The following is a 20,383-nucleotide window of genomic DNA, read 5'->3' on the forward strand; positions in this document are numbered from 1 at the left end:
TCGCGGCTGTTTAAGCGCGAGGTTTATGCTTTTGTTCGGATATCCAAGCCCATTTACTTTTGGGGGGAGTTTCGACTGGAGGTATTGGCTGATGTGGAGTAGGCTTGTTCATCGGCAAGCGAATTAACAGAACGAGCCAGACGACGCTAAACAACCCGAATAACGGATATAAATAAGATACTAAAGGCTTAAATCCAAATTGGCTCATCAAATAACAAAACAGCATAATAATAGCGATGATCCATTTTGAGGGGATCTGGATTCTATGTTTGAGCTGTAGGGTGATTCCAAATATGTCGGCAATAAATGTCGTGAAAATTTCGGAAAAAATAAGCACGATATAAATCATTTGGATCGCAAGCCCTAATCCGTATGCAATATGTCCCATAGGGATGTCGTATTGCATAATGCCTGGCATATGAGCGGATAAGGCAAAGTGGCCGGCAAATAGCATACAACCGATCAGTATCCCGCCGATCCAGCCTCCCCACCTGATACAGCGCTCATCGGGCATCGAGGCACCTAGAGGAACAAGTACAGCTTGCGCCATAGCTAGATTAAAAGCACCGTACAAGAGGGATGAGGACCAAGCTGCATACAGCGGTTTATCAGTTACTAAAGTAAATGCCTGCATCGTATTAGGCAGCTCAATGGTGTGCCACATAATAAAAATGGTAAAAAGCAGCATAGTGGGCACGACGATGGAGTTCAGATGAAGAATGGCATTCATGCCGCGATTGATGACCCAATAGGACGCTACAATCGTTATGAGCAGACCTGTTTGGTAATGCAAATGGAGATGCTCATGGAACACAGAGCCGGCACCGGCAAGCATGACACTGTTTACAAGGACTAGAACTATTAATGTAAATACACTAATATGACGACCAACGCGGGGGCCAAATAAGGTCGTGTTTACATCCTCATAGGAGCGTGCTTTGATTCGGTGAGATATAAGCATCAATTTTGTACCTAGCCAAATAAAGATTCCAGTCGCAATCAGAATCGTAAATGGAGCTACCTTGCCGAACTTTGTGAAAAATTGGATAATTTCTTGACCTGTGGCGAACCCAGCTCCCACGACGGTTCCGATATAAGTAAACGAGATTTGAAGCACTCGCAGCATAAACTTCATTTTTGTAAGCTCCTTTCAACGCCTATCTAGGTGACGAACAGCTTGAAATTCAGGCTTGTACGGCACTATTAGACTGTATGCAGAAGCGTGAAAGGACATGCCTATCTAAATATGTTACAATATTCCTGTTGTTTTAAAATAGCGGGAATTGAACGTGCGTTAGATGGTCATAAAGGGGAGGCGACACTATGTCCGATATGATGTGGGTTATATCACATTATGGATATATGGCTTTATTCGTACTGTTGGCCCTGGGTATTGTAGGTCTGCCAGTGCCAGACGAGACGATTATGGTTTTTGTGGGCAGTTTAACGGCGAGTGGGCCGTTTCATTATATCAAGGCATTTATCGTTTGTTTACTGGGCAGCATGACGGGGATGTTAATTAGTTATACAGTAGGACGAAAAGTAGGCAAGCCACTGCTCGATCGTTATGGTAAATGGGTGAAGCTTACACCGCAGCGCTTGGCAAAGTCTGAGGCTTGGTTTAAAAAGTACGGCCCAATCAGTATTGCATTCGGATATTTTGTGCCAGGATTCAGACATTTGACTTGTTACTTTGCAGGTATGTCCCGTTTGAAGTTCCCTATTTATTTAGCATCTGCATTTGCAGGCGCTGTCATATGGGTAACGACGTTCCTAACACTTGGCCATTTTGTGGGCATGCATTGGAAAGAAACGGTGAAGTGGCTCCATCAGCAATTGGGACCAACACTTCTAATTGCGCTTGTTGTCGCTGGCTTAGTTACCTTGGTCTTGTTGCTAGTGCGTAAGAAGAAGCGGCAGCGTGCGTCACAGTCCAAGCAGGCAATTAATGAGCTGCAGTAAATAGAGACAGGATGGTAATTCTTATATGCCACCTTGTAGTAGCGCATATAAATGCAAAACGCCTTGAGAACAATGGCAGTCTCAAGGCGTTACGTATCGAAACGGTCAGGCCATGTATCTAACGTGGCTCTGCTTAGGTGTGAAATAACTTGACCGATTGAATCTTGCTTGTCTTTGGGTCAAGGTCAAGTCGCAGCAGTGAATTGCCAGACTTATAACTCCATACATAGCCGGTATCTTGATCGGGCTTGCCAAGTGCTGTAACAGCGGAGGAATCGTGATCTCCAACTTTAAGACCGATAATGCCAGTTGGAGTTCCTGAACCAGAAACTTCGATAAAGGCGACACGTCCTTTGGAGTTGCAGCCGAAAGAATAACCTTCATACTCAAGCACTTCTATCGGATCGGTCTCATCCATCGTATAACGTGCAGCGGGTGATCCCCACGCTTTAGTAACGTCCTGTTCTGTATCTGAAAGAGAAATGCCCTTTAGCTTCATGCTTTTACGATCGAAGTCAAATTCAGGATCATTATGGTTCGCCTGATCTGAAGGTGCATCCTTGGAACTGGATGCAATAGAAGTTTTCTCCGATTTCGTATGAGGCGAATCCTGAATGGAATTAGACGCTTCCTTGTGACTGGATAAAGCTTGATCTGGGGAGTGCGGGGGCAAACTGTCGTTTACGGATTGACACCCAAGCGTTAAGGAGACGAACAATGCGCTCGCGACAAGCACTTGAACACTCTTCGTTATGGGTCGTTGCATCTTTTTGGTTCCTCCTTTACCGCCTCGCGACGGACATACATCATATTACCCTGTTACAAATATGTGAATCAACTTCAGCCTGAGGTTGAATTGGTGCAAAATAAACGTTAAGGGGCTTTTATTCCTAGAAAGCACCCATTTTTCATGCTCTACATTAGTAAGACGTGATTCCCGCCCATTTGTTGCAGTGAACTAAATAAAAAGTCTGCTTTTCTCCTTTGACGCAAATAGCATATAATAAGAGTAAGTGTTGAGAGGGGGGCGAAGAGGATGGTTCATGAGCCGACGGCTGAGTTTCTGCAAGGTAAAGTATCGGATGCGAAGGTGCATTTTGAACGCGCGCTTGATTGTAAGCATACAGAGTTCGATGACCTGTACCCATATATGATTGAACACCCGCAATTTTTTTGGTACAAACGCTATGTGGCGTGGTCAGAATTGCTGACAGTGGTCAAACTATGTAACGAACTGAATGTAGCGTGGCGTCAATTATTTTCGGTACAGCAGGCAGATTATATCGAGAAGCGAGTGATGTCAGCCAAAGTGCTGGATTACTGGTTTGAGAAGAACGATTCGCGCGAACACGTAGGACATTAATTAAAACATGTTCAAGGATTAGCGGGACGATAGTTATGGACCTGTGGATTAGCTTGCCGCAGGTCCTTCGTATATACAAGAGACCATTAGCATAATAGGCATAAGGAGGAATCGACATGATGGACGAGCAGTTATTAGATCAGTATCGGCAGCAGGGCGCACTTGTGCGTGTGGTGCGTGATCTATTGGAAATAAATGATGTTAAAGGAATCGTCGTTGCGTGGGATGACGACAGTATAATGATTAGGAAGCCGAACCGACGTATTGTGAAGTTGAAGCGCTCCTACCTCGTGCAACCGATTGATGAGCCGCGTAAGCTGCCCCCAGGTTTGTTGGAACAATAAGTTGCTGTAGAAGAAATTGTGTAGGGTAAGGCTGTAGTGAACAGCCCCTTGAGCTAGCCAGCAATGAGAAATATATTGCAAGGATGGGATAAGTATGATAGTATATGTTTCCTAGCCCAATTGTTATGGTTCATGAATGTGGCTAGTTATTACATGTTATACATGCAGTCATGGCGGAATTGGCAGACGCGCTAGATTCAGGTTCTAGTGCCCGCAAGGGCGTGGAGGTTCGAGTCCTCTTGACTGCACCATCTTGCTATCAACAAGTTCGTATAACTGCTTCAACAGCGGTTTGAGAGCTTTTTTTATTTTTATTGGCTATCGGCACGCTAATTGCAATTGATCGCATTCATGCCATAGTGCGGCAGTTCGACGGCAGCCGCTTAAGCAATTAAATGAACATGTTGACACGCAACTTTTAACGTGGTATATTATTTCTTGTGACCAAGCGATGATCAAATGAAGACAGCATTAAACATATGGCTCATATAGTTATGAGATGTGTTGTGGATACTTGTGATCATCACGTTTTATGAAGTACAGCATACATATAATGCTCTATTATACAGCATGCAGTCATGGCGGAATTGGCAGACGCGCTAGATTCAGGTTCTAGTGCCCGCAAGGGCGTGGAGGTTCGAGTCCTCTTGACTGCACCAATTTTATAAGCACGAGAAGGTTCAGAGAATGCTAAATAGCATTTTGTGAATTTTTTTATGTTTAGAATCTGTACACTGGATTGTCCACCATTAGCAGTACCATCCACTTGCAAGTAAGCTTCGATACTCTTCTGTTTGCTCCTCTCATCGTCATACTCATACTCATAAACTACTGATCACCTTTTGTTTATTCTCCTTGTTTTATTCGCAAGCACCCTCCATCATTTTTAATCTGCCACTTGTACAAACTGTAGTCGTTTTCAATATTAACCATTGTTTAATAATTACTTTACGATTTCTTTACGACACGTGACTTTTCTCATTACATTATAACGGGCGGAGCTTGGTTCGGCTCATTTTCCTTGATTGGAACTTCTGACTATTTATGTAGTGGAAATAGCGATGATTAAGGGGGTGATAGAGTTAGAGCTTTAGTAAAAGCTGGAGTCGTGTGCTGACAATATGTACAAGCATCAAGAGGGTAAGGTTAGAGCCGATTCGTTCAGAACGGATAAGCTACAACTATAGGTTAAGGAGTGGGAGGGGATAAACGTTGCCTATCATGCTGTCCCGATGGGATAAAAAGGATGAAGGTATGTTTGTTGCGGAACTGTACATTCGATACTACCCCATGATGAGAAAAAAAGCTTTTGAGATTACACGCGATCATAGTGTGGTAGAGGATATCATTCAGGATGCTTTTATTCGATTAATGAACAAAATTCCACTTCTAAGATCACTAGATTCCGGTAAAAGAGTTTCCTATATACTCCAGACGATTCGACATACTGCCCTTAATTATATGAAACAGCATGCTAAAAATAAAAAATATACGACGACTTGTTATTCCGATTTGGAGTGGATATGTGATGCGCAGTTAAGTATTGAGGACACGTACAATGCAAAGGAAGGGCTGCATTCTGTAAGTGGTATCATTTCTGAACTGCCCAAAAGAGATCGACTGCTGCTTTATAACAAGTATATTTTAGATTTAGACGATCACGCTATTTCCCGCTCAATGAAAATACCAACAGCTAACATTCGATCGTATTTGACGAGAGCAAGACAACGGGCGCTAAAAATACTGCTTAAGCATAAAAGCTACATCACTAGAGCGCACCCTCAAATTTAATTTCAAAAAAAGTTACCTTAGCTGTTGCACATTTTTAAGTTTGGTTGTCTTTAAGATAGAGACATATGGATCAAGCATATGGATCGTTTGAATTGGTGGCCGCCATTCAATATAAAGTCTACATTTATATAGTTGGAGGTTATGTCATGTTCAAGAGTAAATTATTGCTAGCGTCCATGTCGTCCTTATTATTGGCTGGTGCAATCGGGCTACCTGTTTCACAGGCTTTTGCAGCATCACCTCAAACAACAGTAGTATCTAGTGTTACAGTGGGAAGTGCACAAGGGTCTGTTGAGGCCGCAGGAAAGCTAGGGTTTCTAGTTAGAGGTGCGCTTGTTGTTATTAAAAATGCAGTTAAATATGGTGGGGAAGCATTGTCCCACGTTGTAAAATGGCTGGATGCAGACACCGCAAAATACTTATCTAAAAACACAGGCAAAATCTCGGATGGCATCGATAAAGCCATTGGTAAAATTAGTGAGTTGGGAGATTATGCAACCGCGACAATCCGGACGATACTGCTTGACGGACTTCGTGCGGCAGGTGTGCCTGATAAGTATGGTGTAGCGATTGCAGAGGCTATTGCTGCAACGGTTGACTTATTGCTCCTCTAATTGGTGTAAACATAGGGAGGGGGAACGATCGGTTCTCCCTCTGAATGTTTGTAGAAAGGTGGTTTACATATGGATACCAAAATAAAGCAATTGGAAGATATGATCGCTCAACAAAACAAAGTTATTCTTACGCTGCAAAATAAAATTGAATTGTTAGAAGATAAAGCAGTACGGCTAGCCATTTGCAAAATATCAAACGGAAACTACCCTTATTATGACTTTATTTTGTCCTACCATATAACTCCGGAACAGCAATTTCAAATTAAAAGATTATTTATGGTGTTATCTGAAAAATTAGCAGGTAATGCCCTTCCCGTTTCGTTTAAGACTTCTGAACGTTATTCAACTGATTTCATATATGAAACGAGCACATTTACGTTTAGCGACGTCAAAAAATCGATCTTAACGATCTTGCTTAATACGGATGAAGACCTTCCGCTTACTTTAATTAAAGCGATGAGGGATCAAGGCATGCAAGTAGAACTTTGTAATTATTTAATATCTTTAGCCGAACATGAAATCTAGTCAAGCGACCCTTTAATATATAAGCTAGTTCTTTACTCCATGAACAATTTAGTAATAACGATAGGAATGTTAACCTATGAAAATAATTAGAAATGTCTGCTTGCTCTTTTGTACGAGCTGCATCTTGCTCGTTTCTTTATTCGTTCCACCTTCCTTATCCGCTCAAGAGGAGAAACGCCAATACTTCATTTCATTTAAATCACAGATTAATACCGCTTTAATCTACAGCCTGGGAGGCAAAATTGTAGAATCATATCCAGACTTGACGATGATACTCGCAGAGCTATCAGCCGCGAATGCAGCCAAGCTCAAAGGGGACCCACAAATAGAATTTGTTGAGCAAGATCGTGCAATACATGTGTTGCCTGAACAGGGTACAACTGTGGAACGTGAAATGTCGCATCTGTCACAGTTTAATCAGGGGCAGGTCATCCAATGGGGAGCCCAAAAAGTAAAAGCAATTGAAGCTCAACAAGAGGGTTACATGGGGAAAGGAATTAAAATCGGAATTATAGATTCCGGAATTGACTATACGCATGAGGATCTTTCGATCGCAGGTGGCGTTAATATTATCGATGGCAGCGCAAACTTTATGGATGATTATGGGCACGGAACGGAAATAGCAGGAATTATCGGCGCTCTTCCTAATCATATAGGTGTGCTAGGTATTGCGCCAGACGCTCGTATATATGGAATAAAGGTGCTGGATGCAAAAGGGGACGGGCACATCAGCCATGTCGTGAAGGGGATTACATGGTCGATTGATCATCATATGGATATTGTCAATTTAAGCTTTCAAACAAAAGAGAACAGTAAAGCATTAAAGAAAGTAATCAAGAAAGCATATCAAAAAGGGCTGCTGCTTATAGGGGCCGCTGGCAACAACGGCTTTAATGAAGGAAATACGGTTGAATATCCTGCCGCATATAAAGAAGTGATTGCGGTTGGAGCGATTAACAGTAGAGATGAAAGAACCTTTTATTCGGGTAGAGGAAAAGAATTAGATGTAATGGCCCCAGGGGCAAGTATTTACAGCACGACATTACATCATCAATATACAATGACGCTTGGAACTTCTATGGCAGCAGCTCACGTCTCAGGCGTAGCCGCGCTAATCATGGAGGCGAAGCCTCACTTAAACAACAGAGAGATTCGTTCAATTGTTATGCACACTGCTAGTAAAATGGGGGAGAGAAACCTGTACGGACACGGATTAGTTGACGCTTTAAAGGCCATACATTACCCTACATCGAAATAATAGGATATACAACAACGCAACCTTCCTTTCAGCGTATAAACAGGCTGAAGGGGAGGTTGCGTTGTTGTTCGTATGTTACTGAAATGGATCACTCGTCACAATCATCCTCGAACAACTGCCGGAGCATCGCGTTACGATTTTCTAAAAATGATCTCGTAATTTGATAATGATCGGTGTCCTCGTAACGGATTGGAGCTATCGGATGACAATCAAAACTAATAATTTGAGCATCTGGATATCCCATTAAAATAGGGGAGTGAGTAGCTATAATAAATTGCGAATCTTGGGATAGATCCTTGATAATACGCAACAGTGCCAATTGCCTTGCGGGTGATAAAGCGGCTTCAGGCTCATCCAGCAAATAAATGCCCTTGTCTCTAAAACGGTGACGAAACAAGCTAAGAAACGACTCGCCATGCGATTGCGTATGCAAGGAACGTCCGCCGTACGCTTCATACATACCGATTTCATCAATATGGGTAGCAAACTCATAAAAGGATTCTGCGCGCATAAAAAAGCCATTTGTGAGCTTAGGAAACCAAGACAGCCTCACATAATTGCCCAGTGCCGCCTCAGAGGACTCTACATAGTAAGTGTTATTCCGACCGCCACCAGCGGTATTAAATCCACATTGATAGGCAATTGCTTCAAGTAAGGTCGATTTGCCTGAGCCATTTTCACCAACAAAGAAAGTAACGTTGCTAGAAAAATGCAGTGTATCCAATCTTTTGATTAAAGGCAAGGAGAAGGGATAACTTTGATAATTGTGCATCTTTTCTTTTAGCAAATATAAGCTCTTCAAAGACATGAAGTAATCTTCCCTCCAAGCAGGATAGATGTACAATCAATTCAACTAAAGTTGTTTGTCCACCAGTACACGGTTGCCCTCAATAACAACAACATCTCCAACCTCTGTACCTGGGGGGAGCAAATGCTTCGGGTACTCAATCGAATGTTCCTCTACTTCAATGACTGCAATATCACATTCAAAGCGATTAATGGTTCCTTTTATCATGTAAGAGTACCTCCTGTACATTATTTTAATATTCAAAGTTTAACATACGAGCAGCAATATTGCGATCATCCGCTAAGGAAGCAATCGTCACCAATTTCCATTTTCAGTATTTGTACAGAATGAACGTTTAGTATAGGTACAGAGTTATTTGATTGTCATTAAATAACTCCTGATTCTGTTACTCCATGTCCAACGTGCATACAAGAAAGAGTCGGGAAGAAGTCATTACGAAGTGAAGGAGGGTACATATGCTCACCAACTCGCTGGCAATGACTTTTTTGGCTAGCGAAGGATGATAAATGAAAGCAGAAAGGAGCTTACTGCACGAATGAAAAGAGTTGTAAAGACGCAAGCGGTTATTTGGGCGTTTATGTTAATGCTGCACAGTGTGCTGCTGCCTGTCGCTGCTTATGCTAATCAAGCTGGCGGCGATGCAAGTGGTGTCCAAATTAAATTAAACACTACGGAAGCGAATGTGCTTACAGGCAAAACATTTTCGTATGAAATCGACTATAGCTTGGCGAGTACGACAGGAGACTTTGCCAATGCCAAAATAGTGCTGCCCCTCCCAGCAGGAGTTGAATTTGAACGTACAGTAGATTCCATTCATGCAACAGGGAAGTATGAGAAGGTTGGCAACGCCGGACTTGTAACCTTCACATTCAAAGATCCCACAGCGGCGGGTGTAACTGGCAGGCTGCAAGTGAATGCACATTTTCCTAACTTCATAACACCAAATGGAACTGTTGCTGCTACAAATGCTGTATTTGAACATAATCAAGGCAGCATTCATGTGACGTCTAACGTGGTGGAGGTGACGGCACAGGCATCTGCGGAATGGGGCTTAACAAAGGAACAAGTTGTACCCGTGAAGCATGTCAAGCCTTTACCTGGCAGTGAAGTGGAGTACAAAATTATGTTTGGCGATAAAAAGGATGCGAATCAATATGGCAATTTGAACATTGATGACGTGATCCTTACAGACACACTTCCAGACGCAGCTACATTTATTTCGGCGCGTCCAGCACCGAGCAAGCAGGAGCTAAACAATAAGCGATTGACTTGGCAGGCAGATGCTCAGGGGAACTTTCCTACTGAAATATTTGTAAAAGTGTCTTACCCAGCCAATGTCATCGATGTAATCAATCAGCACCCTGACAAGTATCCAGAGCAAAAGGTAACCAACAACGCCCAAGTATCCTACAAGCCGCTCGGGGAATCTCAGCCTGCCACTCTTCAGGCGAGCGCATCACACGGCTTTGTTGATGTACCGCAAGGCGGCATCTGGATATACAAAAACATTTACAGTGCCAACGAGAAAGAGTTGTCCAAAGGTCAAGGGGTCAGCTTCTTTATCGGGGGGATGGATAATTCAGCAAACGTAGAACTGCAAAATGTTAAGATGACGGATATGACACCTCATGGTTTGGAACTTCACTACTTGAAGACACCTAAGTTTGTCGGACTCCCATCTTATAAAGTACAGTACACAACAACTACGCATCCCAAGCAAGACAGTGACTGGGCGGATTGGAGGGCAAACCTATCAACAGATCAAGCCCATCAATTAAAAGCAGCAGATCTATCACCTACACAAGCTGCTGATGTCAAAGGCATTCGGTTTGTGTTTGGTTCTATTCCGGTTGAATTTCGTCAAGTGGGCGCACTGGAGCTGCGTTATAACCTGACAGCAGATTACAAAGATTTGCCGGAACCATACGTATATGGATATTTCCAAGATGGTACGGATGGGGAGCCTGGAGGGAATTACCCAGAGCTGGACAAATATAACGGATTGCCGAATAGTCAGGAAAGTCCTGCTGACCGTAAACAAATTGTGAATCATGCAGTGATGACCCATACGATGAAAGACAAAAATGGGAACCCAGGTGACATACAACAATTTGTAGCTAGAGTTAAAGTGCTTGCCGTTGATAAATTGCCTATCATTAGTGTCGACAAAAAGGCGAGCGGCAGTTCGTTTGAGTCAGGAGATAAGGTTACGTATACGATCAAGGTGAAAAATGAAGGAAGTACGAACGTTGACTTCGAAAATCCAATCGTAAGGGACCTGCTGCCTGCTGAATTGGAGTACGTCCAAGGCTCCGCAACATTTACAAATAGTAACAAAACCGTACTGCCGGCTCCGCATTTTCAACAGGGAAGCCCTGACAGCAGCGGCCGAACGCCACTGGTTTGGACATGGGGAAATGATCCGAACAATACGCTGCTGCTTCAAAATGGGGACACACTGACTTTGACCTTTGATGCGCAAATTCATAAGGGTACGTCACGTGGCTCCATTACAAACGAAGTGGAAGTGACGTCTGTTACCCAGAAATATGTAAACAATTATAATAATTTTAAAAATCAACGTTTTAAAGATGGCAAGTGGTATGTATACAGCAATAGTGCGATTTATATCAATTCTGCAGTTAACCTTGAATCCATTAAATGGGTGCAGGGTGATCTGGATAATGGAGCTTGGACGAGATATCCAGATACAGGGAACGTTACACCTGGCGGTGAAATTAAGTATAAGCTGGAATTACGGAACAATGGTACCGTTGGAGTTAAAAATGCAATCATCGTAGATGCTCTGCCTCACGTAGGCGATCGTGGTGTCATCGATCCAGCACAGCGAGGTAGTAAATGGAGTCCTGTATTGACTCAGGAGCTTAGTTTGCCGCAGGATGTGGCGGTATACTACAGCACAGATAGTGAAGCAGCTATGACCGGAGGCAACTGGTCTAAGGTGCCTCCTCAAGATTTAACGACAGTTAGAGCTTTGCGCTTCGAATTTGGCAAAGATGTGATCTTGGCTCCTGGAGAGTCGAGAGAGCTGACGTGGACGATGCGTGCGCCAGTAGGTGCGCCGACAGGAGCGGATCAGATTGCTTGGAATTCCTTTGGATACACAGCTATTCCAGTAGGTAGCGATTCATTTATGCTGCCTGCGGAGCCGCTTAAGGTTGGCATTAAGATCCAAGAAAATCCTAAAGCTGAACTAGGCAACTACGTTTGGCTGGACGTCAACGACAATGGAATCCAGGATGAAGCACCATCAAGCGGTGTTAACGGTGTACGAGTTACGCTGCATCGTGCAGCGGACGGTCAACTGCTGCAAAGTACAATTACTGGCAACAGCCATACAGGGAACCCGGGTTATTATTTGTTTACGGGTCTTGAGGCAGGTCATTATGTTGTCAAATTTGAACTGCCTGCTGGTTATGAGTTTGCGAAAAAAGGCGAGGGGTCTAATGCTGCCCTGAATTCAAAGGCTGATCCTACAGGCATCACCGCTGTAGTAGCACTGCAAGCAGGCGACAAGTATCATGATGTGGACACAGGGCTAATCCCTAAAAAAACGCCCCCTGTTACGATTAAGGGTGCGATCGGCAAATACGTATGGCTGGATACGAACAGCAACGGTATTCAGGACGTCGAGGAATCCGGTCTAAACAACGTTGTGGTTGAGCTGCGTAACGGTCACGGAGACTTGCTTGCTTCTACCGTAACGCGCTCGGTTTACTACAGCTCGGTCACGAATTCGGTATATGATCCGACGGTAACCGGTTCTGTATATAATCCTACTGTGACGGATTACGTGTATAAGCCAGGTTATTATTTATTTGATCAGCTTGATGCGGGGCAGTATAAAGTTCGGTTTATTGTACCGGATGGTTACGTGTTTACGAAAGCGAATCAAGGCAGCGATCCTGTACGTGATTCCAATGCGAATACGCTTGGTTGGTCGGAGGATATTACGTTAACAGAGGGACAGCGAAATTTAACGATTGATGCGGGTCTTGTAGTGAAGTCAACCCCTCCAGTTGATCCAGGAAAGCCGGATGAACCAGGCACACCAGGTAAGCCAGATCCAGGTACGCCAGGAAAGCCGGATGAACCAGGCACACCGGGTAAACCAGATCCAGGTACGCCAGGAAAGCCGGATGAACCAGGCACACCGGGTAAACCAGATCCAGGTACGCCAGGAAAGCCGGATGAACCAGGCACGCCGGGTAACCCAGATCCAGGTACGCCAGGAAAGCCAGATCCAGGTACACCTGATGAAGATGGGGCAAATCAACCTGGAGATCATACGCAAGGAGAGCAGGATGGGCAAAATGAGACAGACGGCGGCGGCACGGATGTAGCAGGTGAAAACGATCATGTGAAGCCAGAGCAACTGCCTCAGACAGGGGAAGAAGCCCCAATTGCCCCAATCGCAGGCATTATTCTTTGCGTAATTGCGCTTTTGATGTGGCTCGTCCGCAAAAAAATAACGACTGTCCGCTAATCCAGTGTTAGCTACAGATTGAAGCGGCAAGCGGCAATAGTTGTCCTGCTGCGACGGCGTTAAGCGAAATGACGAGTGAGACTGATCCGATATTTTAATGTTTAGCGTCGCCCTAATGGCGGCGCTTTTATATGGAGCGGGTGTTATCCGCACATGGCTAAGCCATACAGTTGTGCCAGATAGCACACAGGGGTATAGAAATCGTAGGAGATACAACAGGTGTGTCTTGGCCCGACTAAGCTAACGCACAGAGGCCGACTCATTATGAGCCGGCCTCTGTTGCTATAATGTGGAGCGTGATCTAAGTAAATATTACATCGTTGCCTTTATAATTAGACGATGGGTTGATTTCCCAAACGGCTCACAAGTAATGAGTGTCAGTTCCTTGCTATCCTCACGCTGATCTAAGACCGACAGATCTTCAGGTAATACAACAAATTTGGAAGTAACGCTGTACTCAAACGAGTGATCAGCCGTTTCTAACTTAATCTTATCTCCCGCCTCAAGCTCATCTAAGCGGTTAAAATGTCTGCCGTAGGTTCGACTACGATGGCTCGCCAGCACAAAATTGCCAATCTCGCCAGGCATACGTTCAGGAATGACAACACCACTTCCCAATTTAAGCGATTGTGCTGTTGCACCTTCTACCATAGGCTCACGTAAATCGATCTTCTCTATGGAAATCGTTCCGTATACAGGCAGCCCGTCAATAAGCGCAGCGGGTGACTTGTTGTGAGATGCGGAAGTTGGACGTATCGGAGTCGTTGATCCACTGCCAGATGTTATCGACTTGGGAAGGGAGTCCCATTCTGTTAGCAAGCGCAGCTCATTTTGCTCTTCTACATATCGTGTCCATTGGGGGTAAAAAATGAGAACTAGGCCGACAATTATCAACAGTATAATGGCCATATTCCACAGCCTTAATTTGGAACGCGAAGTCATAATATAGGTGTACTCCTTATGGATTTAAATATTGCACCTATTTCATTTTACGCGTATGCTGTACATGGTTTCAACCTGTATGGACTTATTTTACACAATAAAATGGATATCGTGGGACTTGCAACGTACGGCTAAAGGATGACGTAAGGGAATCTTGATGGGAATATTCACCTATTGTAAAATGGTAGAACTCCCCGAGGGAGGCGTTGATGGACATCCTGCAAAGTTAGCATGAACACGCAGAGGAGGAAAAGCCCCTGGCTCCGGGGACCGGACGGGTAAGGGGATGCGCTATTATATATGCTACAAAAATCGAAAGCTGCTAGGTCCTATGTCCAAAGAAGAAGCTGCCCGTGAAATATTTGAGCTCAGAGGAACCTTCAAAGACCTGTACATATTAGTGGTTGATGTCAATGGGAAAGTTATAGGGCGCATGGGACGAAAGAAATAAGTTATAACAGGGGCACCAGTATGAAGGGAAGCCAGCCTATTGTTATGAATAATACGGAAGTGAGCGGGGAACAGCAGAGGTGGTGTTCCTCTTTTTTTGATGCAAACATAGTGCCATAAGGGGGATAGGCACACTTGTCACATTGCAAATCAAATATGTAACTAAAGAACTAATCTGAAAAAAAACTGAAACTTCATGATTCATTTACACATAAATCAATTTGCTTTCCAGTATATTAGGCTCGAAGGATCTAAATAGAGACGATCTAAACGGACTGAAATAAACCATATTTGTTTTGACGTGCCACGGGAACACTTTGTACCAGTTCACCCACAATGCCTCCTTTAACCTCACCATACTGCTTATTATTGATGATGTCCGGCCAACCCACCTATCGATCCATGCCTGTACGTATCACGATACAAGATCCTTCCGATTGGAGTTCAAGTTAAAAGTGGAGACTTTAGCGTAACGAGGTATTCATATGATTGATATTCATGCACATATCCTTCCTCGTGTAGATGACGGGGCGACATCGATGGCAATGTCGATTAGGATGGCACGTCATGCTTCTATACAAGGCATCAGGCATATGTTAGCCACACCGCACCATCGCAATGGCTTATATGTGAACCCTGCGCCCGTTATCCATGACGCGGTCAAGCGCTTAAACGAGGAACTTCAGCACAGCAACATTAAGCTGGTAGTATACCCAGGTCAGGAAATTCGGGTATACGATCGTTTATTGCAGGATTTGACCCTTGGACAGGAGCTATTATCCCTAAATGAATCAAGGTATGTCTTGTTGGAAATGCCATCTACACATATTCCTCCAAGGCTGCGAGAGTTGGTGTATGAAGTGTGTCTATTAGGTAAAGTGCCCATCATCGCACATCCTGAGCGTAATTTGGAGGTGATGAGCACACCAGCACGATTAGCTGAACTTGTACAGCAAGGGGCACTGTGCCAAGTGACTTCACATTCCTTAGTGGGCCATTTTGGCAAGAAGGTTAAAAAACTTGCATGGGAGTTGTGCAAGCAGCATACTGTTCATTTTGTCGCTTCAGATTGCCATCGTGACGTAAGAAGAGCGCCTAATCTGGGGGAAGCTTACAAGCAAATGCGACGTTTGCTTGGAGAGCGATATGTGCACTTTTTCCAGGAGAATGCCCGCAGTGTACTCTTTAATGGCGAAATCAAGCGGGAGTCTCGTTCTATGCAACCGGTGAAATGGTATCACTTATGGAGATAAAGAGAGACGGCAATGAAATGCGTCTACCATTAGGAGAAGGGATGAAGCCTAAAGATGAGAAGAAAGCTGTTGTTGTCCATCATCGCACTTCATTTGGCGATGAGTTCATTAGTATTGCTGCCGCCAAGTGCGGACCGTTCACCCGTTTATTATCAGCCTGAGATTGCTTATGCTGACGCAAGTGCTGCAAGCGGGCTTGATCACATCAAGACCAAGAAAGATGCTATTTTCAAGCTAATCAGTCCAGAAGATGCTAAACGACTTGAACAAGTGCGAGAGCGAATTAAGAAGCTGAAAAGCAAAGATATAGAGAAGGTTTGGAAAAAAATTAACGACATCAAAAAACGACAAGGATCGGGTTACGAGCATGTAACAGAACAACGTGTGCTGGAACTCGTACAGCAGCTAACTTATTTCGTATACGGGAATGATTGGGCTAAATTCGATAATTTAAGAAAAGATGCTCCGTTCCGTCAGTTTATAAATGAATTAGCCAAATTAGGTGGCATCAAAGCGGGCTTAGGGGGACTTTCCTTTGAAGATGCCTATCAGTTTGCTTTAGAAGTGGAAAAAGCGATCCGACTTAAAATAGATACGCTTGATTATGAAGATAGATTGCGGCTTGCATCAAACAAACAGGAAATAAAACGATTGTTTGTAGAGGTGTTTAACGAAATTAAGAAAACATCCCGTAATCCGCTAGCAACAGTGATACGTGCATTCCAAATCTCGGAAGACGATATTTTGAACGTTACTGATCGAATTGATCCTGGTTATCGCGGTGCTACCGTGTTGCTGTTTGCTTATGCGCAAACAGAAGTAACCGTTAATTACCGTGTGACACAAGGCGGCAGAGTTGCTTATCCGACTTTAAAAGTACTAGGTCAAGAAGTACCCAACGTGCTGCTGAAATGGAAAAAGATAAGTGGCTCTCCTGCCGTTACGGTACGTGATAATCGTATCGTGCTAGCAGATAAGGAAAAGTCCGGCACGGCGATCATTGCGGCAGAGGACGTCTTGTTCCGTGAAGAGCTTTATCGCGGCAGCGTTACTCTAACGGCTGATGCAGTTCCTGACGGCATCGTAATTCCGACGCAGGCTGAGATTGAACGGATTGTGAAGCGGACGCTTAATGAGCTAGAGACGATTCGAGAACAGTTAAAATATGCGCAAGGTACAAAACGCGCACTGTTGCTGGCTGAAGCGAAGGCGATCGTAGAGAAAGCAGTACCGAAGATAGCGCATTACAACTTAGCTAGCTTTATTCAGATCAATAACGGAAAAGCCACCGTAAACATCGATGTACCGAAGCTGGTTAGTTATTTAAAAAATAGCGCTGCTATAACCAAGACGCTTCTCACAACTTACAAAGCATTGGATCCAAAAACACGTGCACCAGAGGTGGAATATGCATTCGACTTTGGCAGCGTGAAGAGTGACCGCATTACACTCGATTTACCGAAAGAACTTCTGAAGGAGGCCAGTGCACTTGGTGTGACCAATCTTGCGTTAAAAGTAAACGGGGTGACGATAGTTGTCGACATTACCTCATTAAAAGGGAATACTGTACTGCACCTAAATCAACAAGCCCAACCACCGAGGGACCTGCTATATCGATCGGAAACGTACAGCTTTACGCTGGAGACAGATGGTAAAGCCGTTACCAATCTGTTGCAGCCTGTTCAAGTCCGTATTCAAGTCGCTGACGTGCACCGTACTGAGCATTTGGCGTTAGTCAGCTTGGGGGAGCAAACCTATTCCTTACACGGTGGGTCATATGATGCGGATAATAGCACATTTAACGTCAAACGTTATACGCTGCTTCCTTTTTCTGTTATTGAACGCAACGTTACATTTACCGATTTAAGCTCCGTGCAATCCGCGCAGCAAAATGCTATTCATACGGTTGCAGCACAAGCCATTATGGAAGGTGCGGGCCATCAACAATTCAGGCCTAATGAACAGCTGACGCGTGCACAACTCGCCAAATTACTTGTTAAGGCGTTAGAAGTAGAGCCTGCTGCATCTAATGTAACTTTCAAGGACGTAAAGAACAGCGATTGGTTCGCCTCCTATGTTTCGTCTGCTGTCCAATCGGGGTACATGGCTGGGCAGACGGGCGCAACTTTTAATCCTGCTGCCTTCGTCACCAAGACCGAATTAGCAGCGGTTGCTGCTCGTATTTTGGCATGGTCCAGTAAAGAGGTGACAGAAGCAGAGATCGTCTCCATATTGAAACCCTTTCCAGATGCTGCTCAAATTCCCGCTGCTGATCGATTCCATGTTGCACTGGCGTCGCAATACGGGCTGATTACAGCCGACGCCAAGCAGAGGTTAAATTCACTGGCGAACGTAACGAGGGCTGAGGCGGCCGTTTTTATATCCCGCGTCCTAAAGTTGAGATAGTCGGGGGTAACTATTAGGAGGATTGTGATGGGGATTGACATTAAAAGTCTCATGTTATTGATCCGCCGAAAAATAGGGTGGGTGTTGGCTATCGTCACGGCAGCCTCTTTAACGGCAGGTTTAATTAGTTACTACGTGTTAAAGCCGACGTATGAAGCTTCCAGCCAAATTATTGTAAATTCAACAAAAGGGGTAGGAGAAGGCGTTATAAGCATCAACGAAGTGAATATGGATCTCCGCCTCATTGATACGTACAAAGAAATTATTAAAACGACTTCTATGATGGCACATGTCACGACGGCTCATCCAAACCTTGGTTATAGTCCAGCTCAATTGGCGGCTCGCGTTCAAGTCGATTCCGTTAACAACACACAAGTGATCACCATATCATTTCAAAATGATAACTACTTAAAGGCGGCCCAGACGGTAAATGCGATCGCACAAGTGTTCCGTGCGGAAATTCCTGCTCTGATGAAGACTGACAATGTGTCGATATTAGGACTTGCGGATGAGCTGGCTAAACCTGCTCCGATCGGGCCCAAAACCGTGTTTCATGTAGTGCTCACTTTTATGATATCTTTATTGGTTTCGATTGGATGTATTGTATTTCTTGATTATTTGGATGACACCGTCAAAAGTGAGGCCGAAATTTATCAACTGCTAGGACTTCCGAATTTAGCGACAGTAATGGTCATTCATGAATCGGATTATTCCGGTCAACTTCATACTTCAATTAAAGGGAAGGGAAAATTGAACGATGTCACAATTGGGCAAGAAGCATAACATTATTACCGAGCAAAACCCGATGTCACCGATATCGGAAGTGTATCGTACACTGCGTACGAATATTCAATTTTCCTCCATAGACAGTCCAGTAAAGTCAATTATGGTCACCTCGGCTGGTGCAGGTGAAGGAAAAACGACTACGTTAACCAATTTGGCGGTTGCTTATGCGCAAGCGAATATGAATGTCATTATTGTGGATGCGGATCTGCGAAAGCCTTCTATTCATGAATATTTTAGTTTATCTAATCGTCTCGGGGTCACGAATGTACTTGCGCATCAAGTTGGTAAAGAGACTGTCATTGCGAAAAGTGGAATTCCTTATCTCGATGTTATCCCTGCGGGGACGATCCCGCCGAACCCTTCGGAATTACTCGCTTCCCAGCACATGTCAACATTAATTCAGGAACTGTCGCAATCCTATGATGCTGTATTTATTGATACACCTCCCGTTCTGCTCGTCACAGATGCTCAAGTGATGGCTACGAAATGTGACGGGGTATTGTTAGTTGTCCATTATGGCAAAGTGAAACGCGAGGATCTCCGCAAGGCTAAAGCAAACTTACAGTTGGTCAATGCGAATGTGTTGGGAACGGTGCTCAATAAATACGCACAAAAGGGTATGAATCGATATCACTATTATGCAGGCAGCAATTAAATGCAATTCAATTATTGAGCATGTTCCTGACATTAGAAACGTTTGATGGAGGATCATGATGAATCAAGTTACCGAAATGATGTTGAGAGAGCAAAGTGCAGCAGTTGTCAAGTCACATAAAGAGGTCGACGTTTCGTACTTGTTTCTGACATGCAAAAGGATTATCGATTTTTTCCTCTCTTTATCGCTGCTTTTAATTACATCTCCGATAATAGCCTTGCTGATTATTTGGATTAAATATGAGTCGCCCGGGCCTGCACTGTATGTTCAGGAACGTGTTGGTTACAGGGGGAAAATGATACGTGTTTTCAAATTAAGATCGATGTACATTGATGCGGAAAAGGACGGTCCACGATGGGCCGTCCGCAATGATAGTCGAATTACTAAAGTGGGCGGATTTATCCGTCGAACCCGATTAGATGAGCTTCCGCAGCTTATTAACGTGCTGCGTAATGATATGAGCTTAATTGGACCACGGCCTGAGCGATATGCATTTATGCTGCAATTTAGCGAGAAAATTCCCGGTTTTATGAATAGAGTGCTCGTCAAGCCTGGATTAACGGGATGGGCGCAAGTAAACGGAGGTTACGACCTGACTCCAGAAGAGAAGTTTGAGTATGACATGTATTATATCCATCATTATTCGGCATGGTTGGAGACCAAAATCTTTTTCAAAACTATTTTTATTGTGCTGACGGGTAAAGGGGCACGATGAGCCC

At 44.1% G+C, this 20,383-nt stretch carries 18 protein-coding genes and 2 tRNA genes; 15 read left to right on the forward strand and 5 right to left on the reverse strand.

What is annotated here, in order from left to right; translation table 11 throughout:
* Nucleotides 1-10: 10 nt before the first annotated feature.
* Entirely contained in the window at nt 11-1,135 is a 1,125-nt protein-coding gene (locus H509_RS25845) for a YkvI family membrane protein (protein WP_245596142.1), read from the reverse strand.
* A gap of 188 nt (nt 1,136-1,323) precedes the next feature.
* On the opposite strand from H509_RS25845, the gene H509_RS0118355 reads away from it, so the two are divergent.
* Nucleotides 1,324-1,962: a DedA family protein gene (locus H509_RS0118355; protein WP_028546371.1), complete on the forward strand. Its 639-nt coding sequence runs from the start codon at nt 1,324-1,326 to the stop codon at nt 1,960-1,962.
* A 133-nt stretch (nt 1,963-2,095) separates the two neighbouring features.
* Here H509_RS0118355 and H509_RS0118360 read toward each other — a convergent pair whose 3' ends face one another.
* The gene (locus tag H509_RS0118360) at nt 2,096-2,728 is read right to left on the reverse strand and encodes a hypothetical protein (RefSeq protein ID WP_028546372.1); all 633 of its coding nucleotides are present in this window, start codon (nt 2,726-2,728) and stop codon (nt 2,096-2,098) included.
* A 270-nt stretch (nt 2,729-2,998) separates the two neighbouring features.
* Here H509_RS0118360 and H509_RS0118365 point away from each other — a divergent pair, with 270 nt between their 5' ends.
* The 8 genes from H509_RS0118365 (at nt 2,999) to H509_RS0118400 (ending at nt 7,857) form a co-directional block, all read left to right on the forward strand.
* Nucleotides 2,999-3,325, forward strand: coding sequence for a hypothetical protein (locus H509_RS0118365; RefSeq protein WP_028546373.1), 327 nt, complete (start codon nt 2,999-3,001; stop codon nt 3,323-3,325).
* Nucleotides 3,326-3,441: 116 nt separating this feature from the next.
* Entirely contained in the window at nt 3,442-3,669 is a 228-nt protein-coding gene (locus H509_RS0118370; RefSeq protein ID WP_028546374.1) for a hypothetical protein, read from the forward strand.
* A gap of 164 nt (nt 3,670-3,833) precedes the next feature.
* Nucleotides 3,834-3,920, forward strand: a tRNA-Leu gene (locus tag H509_RS0118375).
* Between the two features lie 321 nt (nt 3,921-4,241).
* Nucleotides 4,242-4,328: transfer RNA gene (locus H509_RS0118380), tRNA-Leu, on the forward strand.
* A gap of 562 nt (nt 4,329-4,890) precedes the next feature.
* Nucleotides 4,891-5,460, forward strand: coding sequence for an RNA polymerase sigma factor (locus H509_RS0118385; RefSeq protein ID WP_245596166.1), 570 nt, complete (start codon nt 4,891-4,893; stop codon nt 5,458-5,460).
* A gap of 65 nt (nt 5,461-5,525) precedes the next feature.
* A complete protein-coding gene (locus H509_RS25850; RefSeq protein WP_169450948.1) occupies nt 5,526-6,074 on the forward strand; it encodes a hypothetical protein in 549 nt (182 codons plus the stop codon).
* 69 nt (nt 6,075-6,143) lie between these two features.
* Nucleotides 6,144-6,599: a hypothetical protein gene (locus H509_RS0118395; protein WP_051287337.1), complete on the forward strand. Its 456-nt coding sequence runs from the start codon at nt 6,144-6,146 to the stop codon at nt 6,597-6,599.
* 76 nt (nt 6,600-6,675) lie between these two features.
* Complete coding sequence (locus H509_RS0118400) at nt 6,676-7,857, forward strand: S8 family peptidase (protein WP_051287339.1); 1,182 nt, start codon at nt 6,676-6,678, stop codon at nt 7,855-7,857.
* Between the two features lie 88 nt (nt 7,858-7,945).
* Here H509_RS0118400 and H509_RS0118405 read toward each other — a convergent pair whose 3' ends face one another.
* Both H509_RS0118405 and H509_RS25855 read right to left on the reverse strand, forming a co-directional pair.
* Entirely contained in the window at nt 7,946-8,665 is a 720-nt protein-coding gene (locus H509_RS0118405; protein WP_028546378.1) for an AAA family ATPase, read from the reverse strand.
* 45 nt (nt 8,666-8,710) lie between these two features.
* On the reverse strand, nt 8,711-8,872 hold the full coding sequence (locus tag H509_RS25855) for a DUF3006 domain-containing protein (protein ID WP_051287341.1): 162 nt from the start codon (nt 8,870-8,872) through the stop codon (nt 8,711-8,713).
* 328 nt (nt 8,873-9,200) lie between these two features.
* On the opposite strand from H509_RS25855, the gene H509_RS28640 reads away from it, so the two are divergent.
* A complete protein-coding gene (locus H509_RS28640) occupies nt 9,201-13,172 on the forward strand; it encodes an SdrD B-like domain-containing protein (protein WP_051287343.1) in 3,972 nt (1,323 codons plus the stop codon).
* Between the two features lie 312 nt (nt 13,173-13,484).
* Here H509_RS28640 and H509_RS0118420 read toward each other — a convergent pair whose 3' ends face one another.
* Nucleotides 13,485-14,114 (reverse strand): class D sortase, encoded by a 630-nt coding sequence (locus H509_RS0118420; protein WP_028546379.1) that lies wholly within the window; start codon nt 14,112-14,114, stop codon nt 13,485-13,487.
* A 935-nt stretch (nt 14,115-15,049) separates the two neighbouring features.
* On the opposite strand from H509_RS0118420, the gene H509_RS0118430 reads away from it, so the two are divergent.
* From H509_RS0118430 to H509_RS0118450, 5 genes are all read left to right on the forward strand, one after another.
* A complete protein-coding gene (locus H509_RS0118430; RefSeq protein ID WP_028546380.1) occupies nt 15,050-15,817 on the forward strand; it encodes a tyrosine-protein phosphatase in 768 nt (255 codons plus the stop codon).
* Nucleotides 15,818-15,871: 54 nt separating this feature from the next.
* Nucleotides 15,872-18,223, forward strand: a complete 2,352-nt coding sequence (locus H509_RS0118435; protein ID WP_028546381.1) for an S-layer homology domain-containing protein — start codon at nt 15,872-15,874, stop codon at nt 18,221-18,223.
* A gap of 27 nt (nt 18,224-18,250) precedes the next feature.
* A complete protein-coding gene (locus tag H509_RS0118440; protein WP_028546382.1) occupies nt 18,251-19,006 on the forward strand; it encodes a YveK family protein in 756 nt (251 codons plus the stop codon).
* On the forward strand, nt 18,981-19,664 hold the full coding sequence (locus H509_RS0118445) for a CpsD/CapB family tyrosine-protein kinase (RefSeq protein WP_028546383.1): 684 nt from the start codon (nt 18,981-18,983) through the stop codon (nt 19,662-19,664). The genes H509_RS0118440 and H509_RS0118445 overlap by 26 nt, the downstream gene beginning before the upstream one ends.
* A gap of 79 nt (nt 19,665-19,743) precedes the next feature.
* On the forward strand, nt 19,744-20,379 hold the full coding sequence (locus H509_RS0118450; protein WP_084159289.1) for a sugar transferase: 636 nt from the start codon (nt 19,744-19,746) through the stop codon (nt 20,377-20,379).
* The last annotated feature ends 4 nt before the right edge of the window (nt 20,380-20,383 follow it).

Origin of the sequence: Paenibacillus taiwanensis DSM 18679 (assembly GCF_000425125.1) — a bacterium.
GTDB classification, from domain to species: domain Bacteria; phylum Bacillota; class Bacilli; order Paenibacillales; family Paenibacillaceae; genus Paenibacillus_B; species Paenibacillus_B taiwanensis.